Here is a 16,731-nt window from a genome sequence, read left to right on the forward strand (position 1 = left end):
CACGCCGCTGGGGCGGTTCAGCGGGACCGCGGTGTGGCCTTCGCTGAAGTGCGATCTGCTTTAGGGGGCCGTTGCCGCCGGCGCGACGACACCGGCGACCGGCGCGCTACCGGAGCCGGTCACCGGAGGTGACGGGGTGGCAATCGCGATCGGTGTATCTGCAGGCGGGGGAGTCGAAAGCGACAGGGTGCCGAGCGTAACCGGGGGAGCGCCGTCGAGCGTCACGACCGGGGCCGGCGTTGCGACAGCAATGGGCGTATCGATGGTTCTTACAACCGGTGGCGGCGCCGGCTCATAATAGTCGCGCCAGGCATTGAAAGCCGCGTAGAAATCGACGAACGGCTTGTCGAGCCGCACCAGAGCCTTCCGGGCGAAGGCTGGCAGATCGGTATCCGCAACCTGACCGACCTGCGCGATCTCCCGGCGCGCCACCGCGCAAAAGGCCGCCCGCATCGTCGGCTGGCTGTAGAAATTGTAGATCCGCGTCTGGTTGTTGTCGTAAACCCGCTCCCAGTCCCACCAGCCGGTGGACTGCCATTCGTGACGATAGGCCTGAAAGTAATGGTCGAGCACGGCGGCATGTGTCGTGAGCCAAGCATTATAAGGCTCGACGATTCCGCCGCCCGCCTGATCGCAACCGAGAGCGGCGACATTCAGCGCATTGCGCAGATGCCACACTGCGGCCTGATCGGTATTGTCGATGTTGGGCGTGACGTAGGTGCCGTTCGCAAGTTTGTGTGGAATCTTCATGCCGATATAGCCACCCGGCGGCATCTGCGGGGGTGGCGGCGGCACCGTTGCGACAACCGGCGGTGGCTTCACGGGCGGCGTGGCGCAGCCGGCCACGCCCAGAACCCATCCGGCCAGCACGCCCCGGCCAAGGATCGCACGCAATGTCATCGTCTCGTCCGTATAGTCCGTCGTCGCCTGCTTAGTCCGTGCCGGATGAACTCTGCAAGAATGGCCGGCAAAGGCGCTGGCGGCGCGTGCAGCTATCCCCCTGTTGCAGATCCATACCTGCCCTTCCGCAGTGGCCGAAAAGCTGCCCGGCAACGATCGCCCGCCTCCGGCCTTCAACCAGCGATGCCGCCCCTGTCCTACACGCGGTCTCCGCCATATTTCCGGTCTCGCTCTTTGACACTGTCGGCGCCAATATCGACGGCTCGTTCGCTGCCGCGCGGAGCGCCTGCCGCCCGCCGATGGACGCAAAAGTCACACGCCCACAGACCGTGGCTCGGGTAGGCAACGTTAACCATGTTTCGATCTCCCGCGCGGACGAAAAAAGGGCGGCGCGATCGCTCGCGCCGCCCGTGAGGTCAGACCGAACGGCCGCTCAGAACTTCAGCCGCACACCGCTGTAGAAGCGTCGGCCGATCGGATCATAGGTGCCAGCCGCCGTCTCGGTGCCGGTCACGCTGCCGGGCAGGCCGGTGATGACCCGCGGCGGCTGGGTGTCGAGCAGGTTGTTGACGCCGACGTAAAACTCGAATTGCTTCTTCACATGGAAGCGCACCTGCGTATCCAGATAGAAGGCCGCGCCGACCCGGAAATACTTCTTGTCGGGCAGCGATCCGTCGGCGAGCTTGAACAGCATCCGGTACTGATCGTCGAGGTACGACGCGCCGATATACTGGCCGTTGAACGTCACGCCGACCGCGTCGCTGTCATAGCTGAGCGAGAAGGCGCCCCGATCCTGCGGCGTGTTGATCTCGCCAAGCGTGGTATCATAGGCCGCGCCCGTCAGCGGCGTGCCGCCTTGCTTGAACAGATGCGTATAGCTGACCGAGAAGGTCGCCGCAGCATTGCCAAGGCCCCAATCGGCCATGTTCTGCCGATATGAGAAGGTCGTATCGAGGCCCTGCGTCAGCAGCCCGCCGCTGTTGACCAGCGCCGAATCTACCTGCTGGATCGACCCTGCGCTATACGGGCCGGAGCCGATCGCGCGGCGTGATACCAGCGAGCAGAACGTCGGATCGTTGTTCTGGTAGCATTGCTGGAGGATGTAATCGCGGCTGGTCCGCGCGATCGCTCCGTCGAGCTTGATGTTGTAATAATCGAGCGTCAGCGTGACGTTGCGCAACGCGTGGATCGAGACCGGATTGATCACCGCGCCGAGCGTATAGGTCGTCGCTTTCTCCTCGCGGATGTTCGGGTTGCTGACGTTGAGCCCGCCGACGCCCTGAAGGTCCGATTGGTTGAGGATGAAGCTGCCGTTGGCGTTGATATTCGCGAGAACACCCGCGTTGGCGCGGCAGACCGTGCTGGTGGTGCCCGTGCTGGTGAGCGTGACACCTTGGCACGGATCGTTGACCGACGAGATGCTCACCGCCGGCGCCGCATACAGCTCGCCGATATTGGGCGCGCGCACCGCCTTGGCATAGACGCCGCGGAAACGGATATCGGGCACCGGCGACCACTCGACCCCGCCATTATAGGCGTAAAAGGTGCCGACCGTGGAGTAATCCGACATCCGCACCGCACCGCGCACGGTGAGATTGTCGAAGAACGGCGTGTTGTGGATCAGCGGTACGACGATTTCGCCGTACAATTCCTTGACGTTGAAGCTGCCCGACGTGTTGGTCTGCTGGACATAGGCGTTGCGCGCCGCGATCGAGAGCGGATCGAACGTCTCCTCGCTCGACTCCCGGCGATACTCCGCGCCGACCGCGACCTGCACCTTGCCGGCGGGCAGTTCGAACAGCGAGCCAGACAGGTTGGCGGCGGCGACTTCGAGCGTCTGCACCGCATCATGCGTCGATGTGGCGTTGAGATAGGCGATCGACGCCGGTGAGGCCTTGCCCGCGCCATAGACGTTCCACGGCACGCAGCCCTGCGCGCGCGCCTCGGCGCTGGCGCAGATCGCCTCGCTGGTGTTGCCGTTGCCGTTGACGTCATACACGTCCTGGATGACGTTGAGCGCCTGGACCGCGCGGTCCTGGTTGATGAGCCCGGTCAACTGGCTGGAGACGCGGGTCTGGCCCCAGTTGTACGAGACGTCCCAGTCCCAATTGCTGCCCAGCGTGCCGTTCAGCCCGCCGACGAAGCGCAGGTTGGTCCGATCGAAGATCGCGAAGCGCTGGCCGAACTCGGTGAGCCGCCGCGACACCGCGACATCGCGAAAGCCATCCCCGTTGGTGTCGGTCGCGACGTTGTACAGCCCCGCCGGCACCAGCGGATTGCGCACCACCTGCGATTGCAGCGGGTTGTTGGGGTTGGTGACGAGTTGCTCGATATTGTACCGCCCGTTGCCCTGCCGGAACAGCCCGAGCGATCCGGTCGGCACCAGCGGCGAGGGCTCGAGCAGCCCGCGCGACTTGGTGTTCGCATAGGTGCCTTCGAGATAGACGTTGATGCTATCCGAGATCTGGTAATTGCCGCGCCCGGCGAATTGCCGCTTCTCGAGCGGCACGGAGATCTGGTCGTACGGCGTGCGGTCAAAACCGTCGGTGGCGGCGTTGTAGGGGCGCACGACGCCGGTCGAGTCAACAATGTAGTTGCCGGTGCCGGCGTTGAACGTGCTGTCCGGGACGACGCTCGACTTGTTGGCGCGCGCTACGAACAGGTTCTGCGCGGCGGTCAGATTGGCATTGGTCAGCGCATTGCTGCGCGTCGCCGCGCCGACGCTGGTCTGGTCGGTGACGCTGCGGCTGCGCGCGGCGGAGGAGACCCCGCCCTGTTTCTGCCAGCCACCGAACAACAGGATGTTGCCGCGATTGTCGTCGAAATTGTGCCCGATCGTCAGATCGACCGAATATTGGTCGTCGTCGCCCTTCTCCGAGATGCCGGTCTGCGCGTTGAGCAGCACGCCTTCGAACTTCTTCTTGTAGATGAAGTTGACCACCCCGGCGACCGCATCCGACCCGTACACCGCCGAGGCACCGCCGGTCAGGACATCGACACGCTCGATGAACGAACTCGGGATCATCGACAGGTCGACCTGCGCGGTGCCGGGCACACCCGCCACCACGCGGCGCCCGTCGATCAGCACGAGCGTGCGATTCGCGCCGAGGCTGCGCAGGTTGATCGTCGAGGTGCCGGCGCTGAGCGCACCATAATTAGAGGTGTTGCGCGATTGCCCGGGCACGCCGAACGCGGGGTTCTGCTGGAGCACTTCCTGGATGTCGAGCTTGCCGGTGCGCTGGATATCCTCCGACGTGACCGCCTGCAGCGGCGACGGCGAGGTCAGCGTCGGGCTCTTGATGCGCGAACCGGTGACGATGATCGTCTCCGCAGTCTCCGTGTCGATCGCGGCTCTTTCCGCAGGCGTCGTGGCCTGCTGCGTCGACGGGAGCGCGCTTGCCGGTGCGGCGGTGTCCTGCGCGTGTCCGGCGCCGGCGGCGAGCGCCGTCACCATGCCTGCACTCGCGAGAAATGCACCTTTGCGCACGCCCCGGCCGGTTCGTCTGATAGTGCCTTTCATGTCCCTCATCCCCTTTTTGATTGTTATTGCGCTTCGGAAACGGATCCTTCCCTGTGCGATGCTGGCATCGCCTCGGACCGGTCGGAGCGAAGCGCCGCCCCGGCCATGTCGGTGATCGGATGAACCGCGCGCGCCACCGCGTTGCGCCACTGCTGGCGGACGGCGTCGCGCCGCTCGGCTGGCATCGCGGGCGCGAACGTGTCGGCGTCGCGCCGCGTGGGCGGCTCGCTCCACCCGAGGGCCCCGGCCGCCATGCGCGCCGCGCCGAGCGCACTCGCCTCCGCCACGCGCGGGCGGATGATCGGGCGGTCGAGCAGATCGGCGAGCAGTTGGATCAGCAACGGGTTTCGCGCCGCGCCGCCATCGACAAGCAGTTCGGGTAGCCTGGTGCCGAGATCGGCGTCGATCGCATCGAGCACGTCGCCGATCTGAAGCGCTATCGCCTCGAGCGTCGCCCGCGCGATATGCGCTGGCCGCGTCGAGAGCGACATGCCCGAGATGGTACCGCGCGCGCTGGTACACCAGTGCGGCGCACCTAGCCCGCCAAGCGCTGGCACGAACACCACGCCATCGCTGGTCTCGACGCTCAACGCGAGTTCGGTCAGCGCCGCTTCGTCGGCAAGGCCGAGCAGCGCGGTGGTGAAAGCGGCGGCATGCCCTGAGACCGAGATGTTGCCTTCGAGCGCGTGCTGAGTCACGCCGCCGCGGCGCCAGGCGATCGTGCTCGACAGCCCGTGGCGCGAATGAACGCGCCCCGCCGTACGCACCATCAGCGAGCTGCCGGTGCCGATGGTCGCCTTGCCGAGCCCGGGCGTATCGACCCCGTGGCCGAACAGGGCGGCATGGCTGTCGCCCAGCATGGCGTGGATCGGCGTTCCCGCCGGCAGCGCGGTCGCGCCGGGGGCGACATCGCCGAAGTGGCTGTCCGACGGGCGGATAGCGGGCAGGATCGCAAGCGGGACGTCGAACAGCCGCGCGAGTTCATCATCCCAGCCGAGCGTATCGAGATTGAAAAGGTGCGTACGCGAGGCGTTGCTGAAATCGGTCGCATGCACCGCGCCGCCGGTGAGGTTCCACAGCAGCCACGTATCGATCGTGCCGCACCGGATTTCGCCGCGCGCGGCTCTTACGCGGGCGTCTGGGACCGAATCGAGCAGCCACGCGATCTTCGCTGCTGGAAACAGCGGATCGAGGCCGAGGCCGCTGCGCGCGACAATGGCCGCTTCGGCACCCGCTCCGCGCAGCGTGGCGAGCCGCTCCGCCGAGCGCTGGCATTGCCAGACGATCGCGGGGGCGAGCGGACGGCCGGTTGCCGCCTCCCATAGCACGACCGTCTCGCGTTGGTTCGAGATGGCGAGCGCTGCCACCTCGGTGTCCGGCGCGGCGGCGTGAACCTCGCCGATCAGCGCAACAACCGCTTCCCAGATTTCGGAGGCGGATTGTTCAGCCCAGCCTGCGCGCGGATAGGTGACGCGCATCGCGCGCGACCGAGAGAGCAGTACCGGCCCATCGGGCGCGACGAGCAGCGCCTTGGTATTGGTGGTGCCCTGGTCGATCGCGAGGATGGCGCGGCGGGTCATCGGCCTGCCTTGGCGTCCAGCAATTCGCGCGCCGCGCCGGCAATGCCGGCTGCGTTGAGGCCGAAATGCTCCATCAGCCACGGGGCGGACCCGGTCGGCGCGAAACCGGGAAAGCCGACCATCCGCATCGGTACGGGCGCGTGCCGCGCGCAATATTCCGCGACCGCGCCGCCGAGACCACCCCGCGACAGCCCCTCCTCGGCGGTGACGATCGCGCCCGTGGCAGCGGCGGCAGCGAGCGCGGCCTCGTCAATCGGTGCGACCGTCGCGATGTTGACGACGCGCACCGCGATCCCCTCGGCTGCGAGCGCGTCGGCGGCGGCCAGCGCGTGATGTACGAGCGTCCCGTTGGCGATGATCGCGAGGTCGCCGCCCTCACGCAGCGTCTCGGCCCGTCCGATCGCGAACGTCGAATCTGCCCGCGCAAGCTCGGGCACCGGCATGCGGCTGACCTTGATATATACCGGGCCGTCGAACGCCGCCGCGGCCTTGATCGCCTCGGCGGTCTGCCATGGATCGGCGGGAACGATCACCGTCAGCTTGTCGATCGCGCGCAACCAGGCGACATCCTCGATACTGTGATGGGTCGCGCCGAGTTCGCCATAGGCGACGCCACTCGAGATGCCGCAGAGCTTCACATTGGCCTGGCTGTACGCGCAGTCGACCTTGATCTGCTCCATCGCGCGCGCGGTGAGGAAGCATCCTGCGCCGCTGACGAACGGAATCTTGCCGCCGTTGGCGAGGCCGGCGCCGACTCCCACCATATTCTGCTCAGCGATGCCGACGTTGATGAGCCGATCGGGGAAGCGTTCGCGGAAGGCGCCGAGCTTGGACGACCCGACCGAGTCGTTGACCACCGCAACGATGCGCGGATCGGCTTCGGCAAGCTCGCGCACCGCGCGGACATAGGCGTCGCGGCAGTCGAACAGGCCGGGCGCAGAGCTGGAAGCGCTCATGCCGACAGTTCCGCCAGCGCCTGCGCATATTGCGCGGCGTTGGGAACGCCGTGGTGCCAGCCCGCCTGATTTTCCATGAAGCTAACGCCTTTGCCCTTGATCGTATTGGCGATGATGCAGCGCGGCCTGTCGCGCGGCGCAGCGGTATCATCGAACGCGGCGAGCAACGCGGCGGGATCGTGCCCATCGACCTCGACCACATCCCACCCGAACGCCCGCCATTTGTCGCCGAGCGGTTCGAGCTGATTGGTATCCTCGGTGCCCGCGCCCTGCTGCAAGCGGTTCCGATCGACGATCACGGTGAGTTTGCCAAGGCCACGGTGGCCGGCGAACATCGCCGCCTCCCACATGCTGCCTTCTTGCAACTCCCCATCGCCGGTCAGCACGAAGACGCGGTATTCCGATCCGTCGATCTGCCCCGCCACCGCTATGCCGACACCGACCGGAAAACCGTGGCCAAGCGGCCCGGTGTTGGTCTCCACGCCCGGCAGGTACGTGCGGTTGGGATGGCCGTTCAGGCGCGACAGCGGCTTCAGATACGTATCGAGTTCCGCCTCCGCGAAGAAGCCCGCCCCGGCCAGAGCAGCATAGAGCGCGCCCGTACAATGGCCCTTGCTCATCACGAAACGATCACGCTCCGGCGCGGAAGCGTTGCTGGGGTCGATCCGAAGAATATCGAAATAGAGGCTGGCAACGATGTCGGTCGCCGAGAGGTCGCCACCGGGATGCCCCTGGCCAGCATCGACGATCATGCCGAGAAGCCGCCGGCGCATCCAGTTGGCGCGTTCGCGGACATGCGCCACGCGCGCCTCCGTCGTGCCCGCACCCATGCCGCCAACTGGCCGAAGCTGTTCCGATGATGCCATTGTGCCCCTCTCCTGCGCTGCTGAATACCGCAGCCCTCGCGCAACCGCAAGCCGTTTGCTTTCGATTTTTTACGTTTTAAAAGTTTACAGAAGACTATTTGACAGAAACCGAAACGAGAAGCTAACAGGTCGCAAGGCATGGCCGGCGTGGTGTTGCCGGTCCTTCGGAGTGATGATGTCAAAAACGGTCGGTCCGGACTTGCTATACGAGCGCGACCACGCGGATAGTCGTGCAATGCAACGCTCCCGCACCCCGCTCGACAGCACCCAGCCCAACAGCGCAGCCTCGCAATCGCGCGCGCTCGGCGAAACCCGGCGCCACAAGATCCTGGAATGGCTCCGCGAACAGGGCAGCGCCCGTGTCCGCGAACTGGCGCACGCCTTTTCGGTTTCGGAAGTCACCGTTCGGCAGGATCTCGAAAAGCTGGAAAGCGATGGTCACATCGTACGCGAACATGGTGGCGCCTATCTCAAGTCGGTGCGCCAGCAGGTCCGTGCGATGGCGCTCCAGCATCTCGACAATATGGACGCCAAGCGCCGCATCGGTCGCCGCGCCGCCGCGATGATCGGCGACGGCGAGACGATCATCCTCGATTCTGGGTCGACCACGACGGAAGTCGCCGCAAACATCCTCGGCCACCGCGACATGACAGTCATCACCAATGCGCTCAACATCGCGCTGATGCTGGGCGCGGAGCCGGGGTTCGAAGTGCATGTCAGCGGCGGCCAATTCAAAGCCCCGACCTTGTCGCTGAGCGGCGAGCGCGCCGCCGAATCGTTCCGCGGCATGTTCGTCCAGAAACTGTTCCTCGCCACCGCCGGCTTCGATCTCGACGCCGGCCTCACCTACCCTGCGCTGTCCGACATCGCGGTGAAGCGCGCGATGATCGACGCGGCGGAGAAGACCATCCTCGTTGCCGATTCGAGCAAGATCGGCGCGCGCTCCTTCTCCGCGCTTGGCGGGATCGAGCTGGTGGACATCCTCATCACCGACGAAGGCATCCGGGATGCCGATCGCGCGGTGATCGAACGGGCGGGCGTCGAAGTCATCATAGCATAATCCGCCGGAGCGGCGCCTTCGCGCGTCCTGCTTTCCGGCACCATTGGGAAGAGGACGAACGAGTGAGCAATCAACGCTACGGCGCAGGCATCTGGCATTTCGCGACCTATGTCGATCGGTATGCGACCGACGGCTATGGCGCGCCACGTTCGCTGATCGAGATGATCGATCTGGCAGGCCAGGTCGGCGATCTGTCGGTGGTCGATATCAATTATCCCTTCCCAGGCGGCGAGACCTCGCTGGAGGCGATCGGCACCGCGCTGGAGCGCAACAACCTGTCGGTGATTGGCATCACCCCAGAAATCTACACGCGCCAGTTCGCCAAGGGGGCGTTCACCAATCCCGATCCGGGCGTCCGCCGCCTGGCCAACGAGATGTGCAACGACGCCGCCGATATCGTGCGGCATTTCGGCGCCGATTATGTGAAGCTGTGGCCGGGCCAGGACGGCTGGGATTATCCGTTCCAGGTCGATCACCGCAAGCTGTGGCGGATGAGCGTCGAAGGCGTCGCCGAACTCGCCACGCAGAACCCCGATCTCAAGTTCGTGATCGAGTACAAGCCGCGCGAGCCACGCAACCACATGAGCTACGACAGCGTCGCGCGCACCTTGCTCGGCATCGAGAAGATGGGCGTGCCCAACGTCGGCATCCTGCTCGATTTCGGCCATTCGCTGTACGGCGGCGAAAGCCCGGCCGATGCGGCGCAGCTCGCGATCGACCATGGCCGGTTGTTCGGCATGGACGTCAACGACAATCTGCGCGGCTGGGACGACGATATGATCGCGGGTTCGGTCCACCCGATCGAGCTGTTCGAATTCTTCTACACGCTGCGCAAGAACCGCTGGGAGGGCGTGTGGCAGCTCGACCAATTCCCGTTCCGCGAAGATTCGGTGGCAGCGGCACAATCGGCGATCGGCTTCCTCAAGGCGATCGAGCGCGCGCTCGACACGCTCGATTTCGAGGCGATGCAGGCCGCACAAGACCGACAGGATGCGGTCGGTGCGCTCAAACTGGCGCGCGAGGCGCTGTTCTCCTCCTACTGAATCAGGACGTCTGATGCGCGTCGTCGATCTCCGTACCGAATACATCACACGCCCGCTTGGTATCGAAGCGGCGCGCCCTCGCTTGTCCTGGCGCGTCGAGGCGACCGTGTCCGGGGTCGTGCAGACGCGCTACCGTATCCGCGCGGCGGCCACGCGAGAGGCTCTGGCGACGGGCGATCTGCTGTGGGACAGCGGCGGCGTCGACTCCGCCGCGAGCGTCGACATCGTATGGGACGGCCCAACGCTCGCGCCCATGCGACGCATTTGGTGGGACGTGGAGGTCTGCACGAACGACGCGACGTCACGGTCGGAGCCGACATGGCTCGAGACCGGGCTCCTCTCGCCCAACGACTGGCGCGGCGACTGGATTGAGGTCGAGGATGACGTCGCCGCCGCCGACCGCAAGGCGGCCCTGGCATGGGTGTGGAGCGAAACGGCACTCGACGATCGGCCACACGCCTTCCGGCTCGACTTCGACGCACCGGCCGACCTTGTCCGCGCGGAGGTTCTGCTTGCGGGCAAGGACCATCTGCGCGGCGTGTGGATCAACGGCACCGCAGCGCCGCTCGATTGGCCCTTCGACTGGACTACCGAACTGCCGTTCTGGGGCACGCTCGGAGTGTATCGCGGCGAGGTGAAGCCGGGCGGCAACAGCATCTGTGCTCTGGTCGAGGCCGATACCACCGGCTTCTTCCCGGTCGATGGTGGCGCGTTCGCGGCGTTGATTCGGCTGTGGCGCGCGGACGGCAGCGTGGACCGGATCGTCAGTGGCGGCGGCTGGCGCGTGAGGCCCTCGCCGCCCGAGGGCTGGATCGAAGCCGCTTTCGATGCCACCGATTGGGCGTCTGCCCAGCGAAGCGGTGCAAACGTCCACAATGATCCACGTCCGCCCGAGCCGGCGATGCAGGTGCGAACGCGCTTCAGTGTGGATCGGCCAGTTACAAGCGCGCGGCTCTACGCCACCGCGCTCGGCGCCTATAATGCGCGAATCAATGGCGCCCCCGTCTCGGATGCGATCCTCGCGCCAGAGATCAGCGTGGCGCGCGATCACGTGCTCTATCAAGTCCATGATGTCACCGATCGTATCGTGCCGGGCGAGAACGTGCTGGCGGCACTGGTTGGCGATGGCTGGTATGCCAGCGCGTTCGGCTGGCGCATCGAACGCTACGGCTTCGGCCCTGCGCCGCGCCGGCTTCGCGCGGCCTTGCGGCTCGATTATGCCGATGGCGACAGTGATTGGATGACGACCGGCCCCGACTGGCGGATCGCGCCATCGGCGATCGTCACGTCCGAAATCTACGACGGCGAGACGTATGACGCGCGGCTGGAAACGCCGGGCTGGGACACGCCCGGCTTCGACGCCTCGGGCTGGCAGTCCGCCAAGATCGGCGAAGCGCCCGGCACGCGGCTGATCGCGCAGATCGCACCAGCACTGGAACGGACCGGAACGCGCACGGCGGTCCGCGTAGATGTACCGGCGCCCGGCCGATACGTGTTCGATTTCGGTCAGAACACCTCTGGCTGGGTCCGCATCACCGCGACGGGTTCGAGCGGAACGACGATCACCGCGAAGTTCGCCGAATTGCTCTACCCCGACGGGACGGCCGATCTATCGAACCTGCGGCTCGCCAGAGCGACCGACCGTTTCACGCTGGCCGGAACCGGCCGAGCCGAAGTGTTCGAACCACATTTCACGTACCACGGCTTCCGCTATGTCGAAGTCGAGGGCTTCCCCGGCGTACCGACCGCCCAAGACATACTTGGCATCGTCGTTCACAGCGCCTGCCGCGAGACGGGCACGATGACCTTCCACGATGCGCCGCTGCTTCAGACGATCTGGAACAACGGGCTGTGGAGCCAGCGTTCGAACTTCTTCGCGGTACCGACGGATTGCCCGCAGCGTGACGAGCGGATGGGCTGGATGGGCGACATCCTCGTCTTCCTCGATGCGGCCGCGTTCAACATGGAAGTCGATCCGTTCATCCGCCGCTTTCTGCAAGAAGCGCGCGCGGCGCAGCGGCCCGACGGCGCCTATCCGATCGTGGTGCCGCAACCGCAATCCTTCCCCGACGTGGTGACCGCGGGATGGAGCGAGGCGGGCATCGTGCTGCCCTGGCTGCTGTGGCAGCGTTATGGCGATACCGCCGTGATCGACGAGAATTGGAAGGCGATGGAACGCTGGATGGCGTATGTCGCCGACCGCAATCCCGATCACGTCTGGCGCGACGGCCGCGGACTCGATCTCGGTGACTGGCTCTCGGTCGATGCGATCAAGCCCGATGACGAGACCACGCCGCGCATCCTGTGCGCGACCGCTTTCTGGGCCTGGGTAGCGCGACAGATGGCGGATATGGCCCAGGCGACCGGACGGACCACCGCGTTTCGACGCTATCGCGAGTTGCGCGCGAGGATCGGCGCCGCCTTCCTAGCCGAATTCGTCGCGGAGGATGGTACGGCCGGCAACGGCAGTCAGACAAGCCAGGTGCTCGCGCTCTACATGGATCTCGTGCCCCCAGATCTTCGTCCATTGGCGGCACGCCGCCTCGCGGACGACATCCGCGTACGCGGAATGAAGCTTTCCACCGGCTTTCTCGGTACCCCGTACATCCTCGATGTGCTCGCCGACGCCGGGCTGCACGATGAGGTCGCCGGCCTGCTGCTTCAGACGGGGTATCCGAGTTGGGGCTATATGGCGTCCAAGGGCGCGACGACGATGTGGGAGCGCTGGAACGGCGACACCGGCGATCTGTCGATGAACAGCTACAACCATTACGCCTTCGGCGCGGTGATCGGCTTCTTCTACCGCCGCCTCGCCGGCATCGCACCCGCCGCGCCCGGCTTCACGCGAATCGCGGCCCGGCCTTTGTGGTATCCGCGGATCGGTCGGGTGTCGGCGCGCTACGAATCGTGCATGGGGCTGATCGTCACCGAAACTGGCGGCGATGCGAGCGGCCTCGCACGATTCCGGCTCACGATCCCCGCCAACACCGTTGCCGAGGTCGAACTGCCCGACCGCGAGTGGCGCGAGAGCGGCCACTTGCTCGTCAACCATCCCGAGGTCCGCGCGCTGACTCGCGGCGATCGCATGATCCGCTTCGAGATCGGCTCGGGTGACCATCATTTCACGACTCCCGCCTGAGAGGATATTCCGTGCCGACGCTTGGCCTCATCCACAATTCGCCGGTGCTCGCGCCGATTTTCAATGAGATCGCGGCGCGGATCATGCCCGACGTGCGCATCCTGCACTTCGTCGATGAAAGCACGATCAAGAATACGATCGCCGCCGGCTATCTCCAGAAGGCGACCAAGCGGCAGGTGATCGGTCTGGTCGGCTCGGCGTTCAACGCCGGGTGCGACGCGGCGCTCGTCACCTGTTCGTCGATCGGCCCGGCGGTGGACATGGCGGCTGAGCTGTACGATCAGCCCGTGCTGCGCGTCGATCGGCCGATGGCGGAGAAGGCCGTCGCGATGGGTAGCCGGATCGGCGTGGTCGCGACGCTGACGACCACGCTCACGCCGACCGCCGATCTGGTGCGGCTGGTGGCGCAAGAGCAGGGCCGGACGGTCGAGATCGTCGAGCACGTCTGCGATGGCGCCTTCGCGGCGGTGATGGCAGGAGACGGCGCGACTCACGACCGCATCGTCGGCGAGGCGCTGACCGACGCGATGCGGGGCATGGACGTCATCATCCTCGCGCAAGCCTCGATGGCGCGGGTCGTCGCGGCCTTGCCCGAGGGAGCGCTGCCGGCGCCGGTGCTCTCCAGCCCCGAACTCGGCATGGCGCGCGCGAGGGATCTGCTCGCGGGCCTCGCGCAGTGAAGAAACGGCGCATCGTACTGGGCTTCCTCGCGACGCTATCGGTCATCACCTTCATCGACCGGCTCGCGATCGCGGTGACGGGGCCGACGATGCAGAAGGATCTGAACATCAGCCCCGCGCAATGGGGCTGGGTGCTGAGCGCCTATGTAATCGCCTATGCGGTGTTCGAAGTGCCCTCGGGCGCGCTCGGCGATCGGCACGGTTATCGTAAGGAATTGTCGCGGATCACGGTCTGGTGGTCGGTGTTCACGGCGGCGACCGCCTTGTGCCGCAACTTCTGGCAGCTCGCCAGCGCGCGTTTCCTGTTCGGGCTTGGCGCGGCCGGCGCGTATCCGAACATGTCGGGCGTGCTCTATCGCTGGTTGCCGGCGCGGGAGCGGGCGCGCGGACAAGGCGTGATCTGGGCCGCGAGCCGGCTCGGCGGCGGGCTGGCACCGTTGCTGCTGGTGCCGGCCAACGCGATGTTCGGTTGGCGGGCGGTGTTCGCGATCCTCGGCGCGCTCGGCTTCGTCTGGGCGATCGCGTGGTGGCGCTGGTTCCACGACCGCCCCGAGGCGCAGCCCGGCATCACCGCGGAGGAAGTCGCCAAGATCGGCGGCGATGCCGGCGCGGCGCATTCGGGGACGCCGTGGCGGCGGCTGCTGGCGTTGCCGCAGCTCTGGCTGATCGCGGCGGCCTATGGCTTCTATGCGTTCGGGAGCTGGTTCTTCTTCGGTTGGTTCCCGACTTGGATGGTGAAGGGCGCGGGCTTCACCGTCGGCGAGATGGGCGTGTACGGATCGATCCCGTTCCTGCTCGGCATCGTTGGCAACCTCGCGGGCGGCATCTTGTGCGATCGGCTCGCCGAGCGGATCGGCATCCGGCGGGCGTACAGCCTGATCGCGGCGGTGTGCCTGACGATCACCGCTGCGCTGCTGGTGGCGATGAGCCTGGCGGCGGGGAAATTCACCATCATCGTCCTTGCGGGGGCGGCGTTCATGGTGATGGACCTGATGCTGCCGGCGGCGTGGGCGATGTGCATGGCGATCGGCGGGCGGTGCGGCGGCACGGCGAGCGGCGTGATGAACACCGCGGGCAATATCGGCGGCTTCGTCTGCTCGGTCGCGTTCGGCTATGTCGTCGCGGCGACGGGGAATTACGATCTGCCGTTGCAGGGCGTGGCGGCGATGGTGCTGATCGCGGCGGGCATCTTCGCGTTCATCGACTGTACCAAGGGACTCGGCGCCGATAGCGGGGCGTGAAAGATGGCTAACGTCGCGCAGAGCGAGCGCGGTCGGGGCGCGTGGCTTTTGGGCCGGCGGGAGAGGCATTCGAGCGGCGCGCGACCGGCAGTGTGGCAGGTTTCGGGCGTGTAGGACAGGCCCGATGCCGCGCGCGTCAGCCCGGCGCCTTGGGGCCGGCGATCGGATCCTTGGTGGCTATCATCACGTAGAAATCGGCCTCCGCACCGCTTCGCCACACGACGCCGTCCTCGCTTTCGCGCGCGAGCACGACCTGGTCGGTCGGGCCGATCACCATGACGGTATAGTCGTTGGCGTAATTGACGGCCATCGCGTCGGCGGCGGCCTTGTCGGCATAAGCGAGTATGACGGTTCGGGACATCACATGGCTCCTGCGCAGGGGTTCAGGGGATGGTCCAGGCGGCGAAAGCGGCGTCGAACGCCGCCTTCCTCGCGGTGTAGAACGGTCGATAGGGATCGTTCTCGGTCACGGCCTTCCGGCACGGATCGACCGCGGTGCAATCGTCGGCGACACCCACGCTCGTCGCGCCCGCCGCCGCCTCGAACGCCTTCATCTTGGCGCCGAGCTGGCGCGGGTCGGTAAGCGTGATCTTGGCGAGCAGCCCGTCGCGGAAGGCGGAATAGGCGTCGCGCATCGCCACGCCCTTTGTGAAAGCGGTCTCGCCGCCGAACAACGCCGCGAGGGTGGCAGGCTCGGGCGGCCCCTTCCTGGCGGCCTCCTTGGCGGCGTCTCCCACCGCGACGACCGAGGCCCCGCCGGTGTAGGCGAGGATCTGCGCCGCCATGCCGGTCGCGAAATATTGCGCGAGACCGCCCTTCCCGCTCGATCCGTCCACGCGCGCCCCGGCATCGAAGGTCGCGCCGAAGCTGGCGAGCACCGAATAGCTGTCCTGCGCCTCGCCCTTCATCGCCACGAGCGAGCAGGGATGGACCGCAAAGCCGGACCCGCCGACGACCGTCACCGGCGTGGTCAGATCGCACGGTTTCTGGGTGTGGCCGTCGTCCGCGACGTTGGCGACGAGCGGCATGACCACCGCCTCCTGCCGCGAATAGCCGATGTTGACCTCGGGCACGCTGGTCGGGCTGGTGCCCGCGCGAATGCCGAAATGCGTGTTGGTCCCGAACAGCAAGGTGTTGCTGTGACGCGTCGATTGCACGCAGCCGCCCGCGAGGGCGACCGCCGTCAGTGCCGCAAACTTCCGGTATAATCCGCCACGCATGCGTTCCGCCCCTCCAGCGCCCGCAGCACCTCCGCCGCGTTGCGCGCCTCCACGCCCGACCGGATCACGACGAGAAGCTGACATTTGGCCGGATCCGCTTCGACCCAAGTGTCAGAACGCCAACCGAGCCAGGGGCCGCGATGCCAGCCCGCCCCCGCCGTCTTCACGGAATACGCCACAAGGTCTCCGGCTCGATCCGGCACCGTCACACGCACCACGCCGAGGTACACCCGGCTTTCACCCCGATCGGCCACCTGCACGCTCGTACAGCCGCAGAGCGCCAACGCCACGCAGATGACACCCCGCAGAACCGATCCCCCCGAGTCGCACATCAAGAGTAACACACTGACCAAGCTCGTCGATATGGGCCACGATACTATGACACGACTTTAGCGCCGATACGGGTATTCCACGGTATCACGATCCGCTACTCGCCCTATTCGGCATGGCATCGGGCACGGAAATGGGCCTGCTTGGATCAACCTTGGCGCGATGCGCGCGGCCCGTTCGCCGGACGCGTGCCGAC

The 16,731-nt window shown here is 66.3% G+C and carries 13 protein-coding genes; 5 read left to right on the top strand and 8 right to left on the bottom strand.

Annotated features, from left to right (window positions below):
* Positions 1-60: 60 nt before the first annotated feature.
* The 5 genes from BLS81_RS03605 to BLS81_RS03625 form a co-directional block, all read right to left on the bottom strand.
* Complete coding sequence (locus tag BLS81_RS03605) at positions 61-1,053, bottom strand: hypothetical protein (RefSeq protein ID WP_143023292.1); 993 nt, start codon at positions 1,051-1,053, stop codon at positions 61-63.
* Positions 1,054-1,333: 280 nt separating this feature from the next.
* A complete protein-coding gene (locus tag BLS81_RS03610) occupies positions 1,334-4,354 on the bottom strand; it encodes a TonB-dependent receptor plug domain-containing protein (protein ID WP_176787012.1) in 3,021 nt (1,006 codons plus the stop codon).
* An 89-nt stretch (positions 4,355-4,443) separates the two neighbouring features.
* Positions 4,444-6,000, bottom strand: a complete 1,557-nt coding sequence (locus tag BLS81_RS03615; protein WP_093220802.1) for an FGGY-family carbohydrate kinase — start codon at positions 5,998-6,000, stop codon at positions 4,444-4,446.
* The gene (locus BLS81_RS03620; protein ID WP_093220805.1) at positions 5,997-6,956 is read right to left on the bottom strand and encodes a transketolase family protein; all 960 of its coding nucleotides are present in this window, start codon (positions 6,954-6,956) and stop codon (positions 5,997-5,999) included. Before BLS81_RS03620 ends, BLS81_RS03615 begins: the two co-directional genes overlap by 4 nt.
* On the bottom strand, positions 6,953-7,822 hold the full coding sequence (locus BLS81_RS03625; RefSeq protein WP_093220807.1) for a transketolase: 870 nt from the start codon (positions 7,820-7,822) through the stop codon (positions 6,953-6,955). Before BLS81_RS03625 ends, BLS81_RS03620 begins: the two co-directional genes overlap by 4 nt.
* Before the next feature lie 235 nt (positions 7,823-8,057).
* Between BLS81_RS03625 and BLS81_RS03630 the strand changes: the two genes are divergently transcribed.
* From BLS81_RS03630 to BLS81_RS03650, 5 genes are all read left to right on the top strand, one after another.
* Entirely contained in the window at positions 8,058-8,882 is an 825-nt protein-coding gene (locus BLS81_RS03630) for a DeoR/GlpR family DNA-binding transcription regulator (protein WP_093220809.1), read from the top strand.
* 62 nt (positions 8,883-8,944) lie between these two features.
* Positions 8,945-9,925, top strand: a complete 981-nt coding sequence (locus tag BLS81_RS03635) for a sugar phosphate isomerase/epimerase family protein (RefSeq protein ID WP_093220811.1) — start codon at positions 8,945-8,947, stop codon at positions 9,923-9,925.
* A 13-nt stretch (positions 9,926-9,938) separates the two neighbouring features.
* Positions 9,939-13,064: an alpha-L-rhamnosidase gene (locus BLS81_RS03640; RefSeq protein ID WP_176787013.1), complete on the top strand. Its 3,126-nt coding sequence runs from the start codon at positions 9,939-9,941 to the stop codon at positions 13,062-13,064.
* 11 nt (positions 13,065-13,075) lie between these two features.
* Positions 13,076-13,744, top strand: coding sequence for an aspartate/glutamate racemase family protein (locus tag BLS81_RS03645; protein WP_093220815.1), 669 nt, complete (start codon positions 13,076-13,078; stop codon positions 13,742-13,744).
* A complete protein-coding gene (locus BLS81_RS03650; RefSeq protein ID WP_093220818.1) occupies positions 13,741-14,985 on the top strand; it encodes an MFS transporter in 1,245 nt (414 codons plus the stop codon). The genes BLS81_RS03645 and BLS81_RS03650 overlap by 4 nt, the downstream gene beginning before the upstream one ends.
* 136 nt (positions 14,986-15,121) lie before the next feature.
* Here BLS81_RS03650 and BLS81_RS03655 read toward each other — a convergent pair whose 3' ends face one another.
* The 3 genes from BLS81_RS03655 to BLS81_RS03665 are packed head-to-tail and all read right to left on the bottom strand — an operon-like array spanning position 15,122 to position 16,495.
* Entirely contained in the window at positions 15,122-15,346 is a 225-nt protein-coding gene (locus BLS81_RS03655) for a hypothetical protein (protein ID WP_093220820.1), read from the bottom strand.
* 22 nt (positions 15,347-15,368) lie between these two features.
* On the bottom strand, positions 15,369-16,205 hold the full coding sequence (locus BLS81_RS03660; protein WP_176787014.1) for a hypothetical protein: 837 nt from the start codon (positions 16,203-16,205) through the stop codon (positions 15,369-15,371).
* The gene (locus BLS81_RS03665) at positions 16,169-16,495 is read right to left on the bottom strand and encodes a hypothetical protein (protein WP_093220826.1); all 327 of its coding nucleotides are present in this window, start codon (positions 16,493-16,495) and stop codon (positions 16,169-16,171) included. Before BLS81_RS03665 ends, BLS81_RS03660 begins: the two co-directional genes overlap by 37 nt.
* Positions 16,496-16,731 lie beyond the last annotated feature (236 nt).

The organism is Sphingomonas sp. NFR15, assembly GCF_900103265.1.
Lineage (GTDB): Bacteria > Pseudomonadota > Alphaproteobacteria > Sphingomonadales > Sphingomonadaceae > Sphingomonas > Sphingomonas pollutisoli.

Bases quoted from the DNA above. Each gene is read 5' to 3' on its own strand.
- BLS81_RS03610 (WP_176787012.1), bottom strand. From the start codon at position 4,354: ATGGTGACGGCGCTCGCCGCCGGCGCCGGACACGCGCAGGACACCGCC.
- BLS81_RS03615 (WP_093220802.1), bottom strand. From the start codon at position 6,000: ATGACCCGCCGCGCCATCCTCGCGATCGACCAGGGCACCACCAATACC.
- BLS81_RS03620 (WP_093220805.1), bottom strand. From the start codon at position 6,956: ATGAGCGCTTCCAGCTCTGCGCCCGGCCTGTTCGACTGCCGCGACGCC.
- BLS81_RS03625 (WP_093220807.1), bottom strand. From the start codon at position 7,822: ATGGCATCATCGGAACAGCTTCGGCCAGTTGGCGGCATGGGTGCGGGC.
- BLS81_RS03630 (WP_093220809.1), top strand. From the start codon at position 8,058: ATGCAACGCTCCCGCACCCCGCTCGACAGCACCCAGCCCAACAGCGCA.
- BLS81_RS03640 (WP_176787013.1), top strand. From the start codon at position 9,939: ATGCGCGTCGTCGATCTCCGTACCGAATACATCACACGCCCGCTTGGT.
- BLS81_RS03655 (WP_093220820.1), bottom strand. From the start codon at position 15,346: ATGTCCCGAACCGTCATACTCGCTTATGCCGACAAGGCCGCCGCCGAC.
- BLS81_RS03660 (WP_176787014.1), bottom strand. From the start codon at position 16,205: ATGCGTGGCGGATTATACCGGAAGTTTGCGGCACTGACGGCGGTCGCC.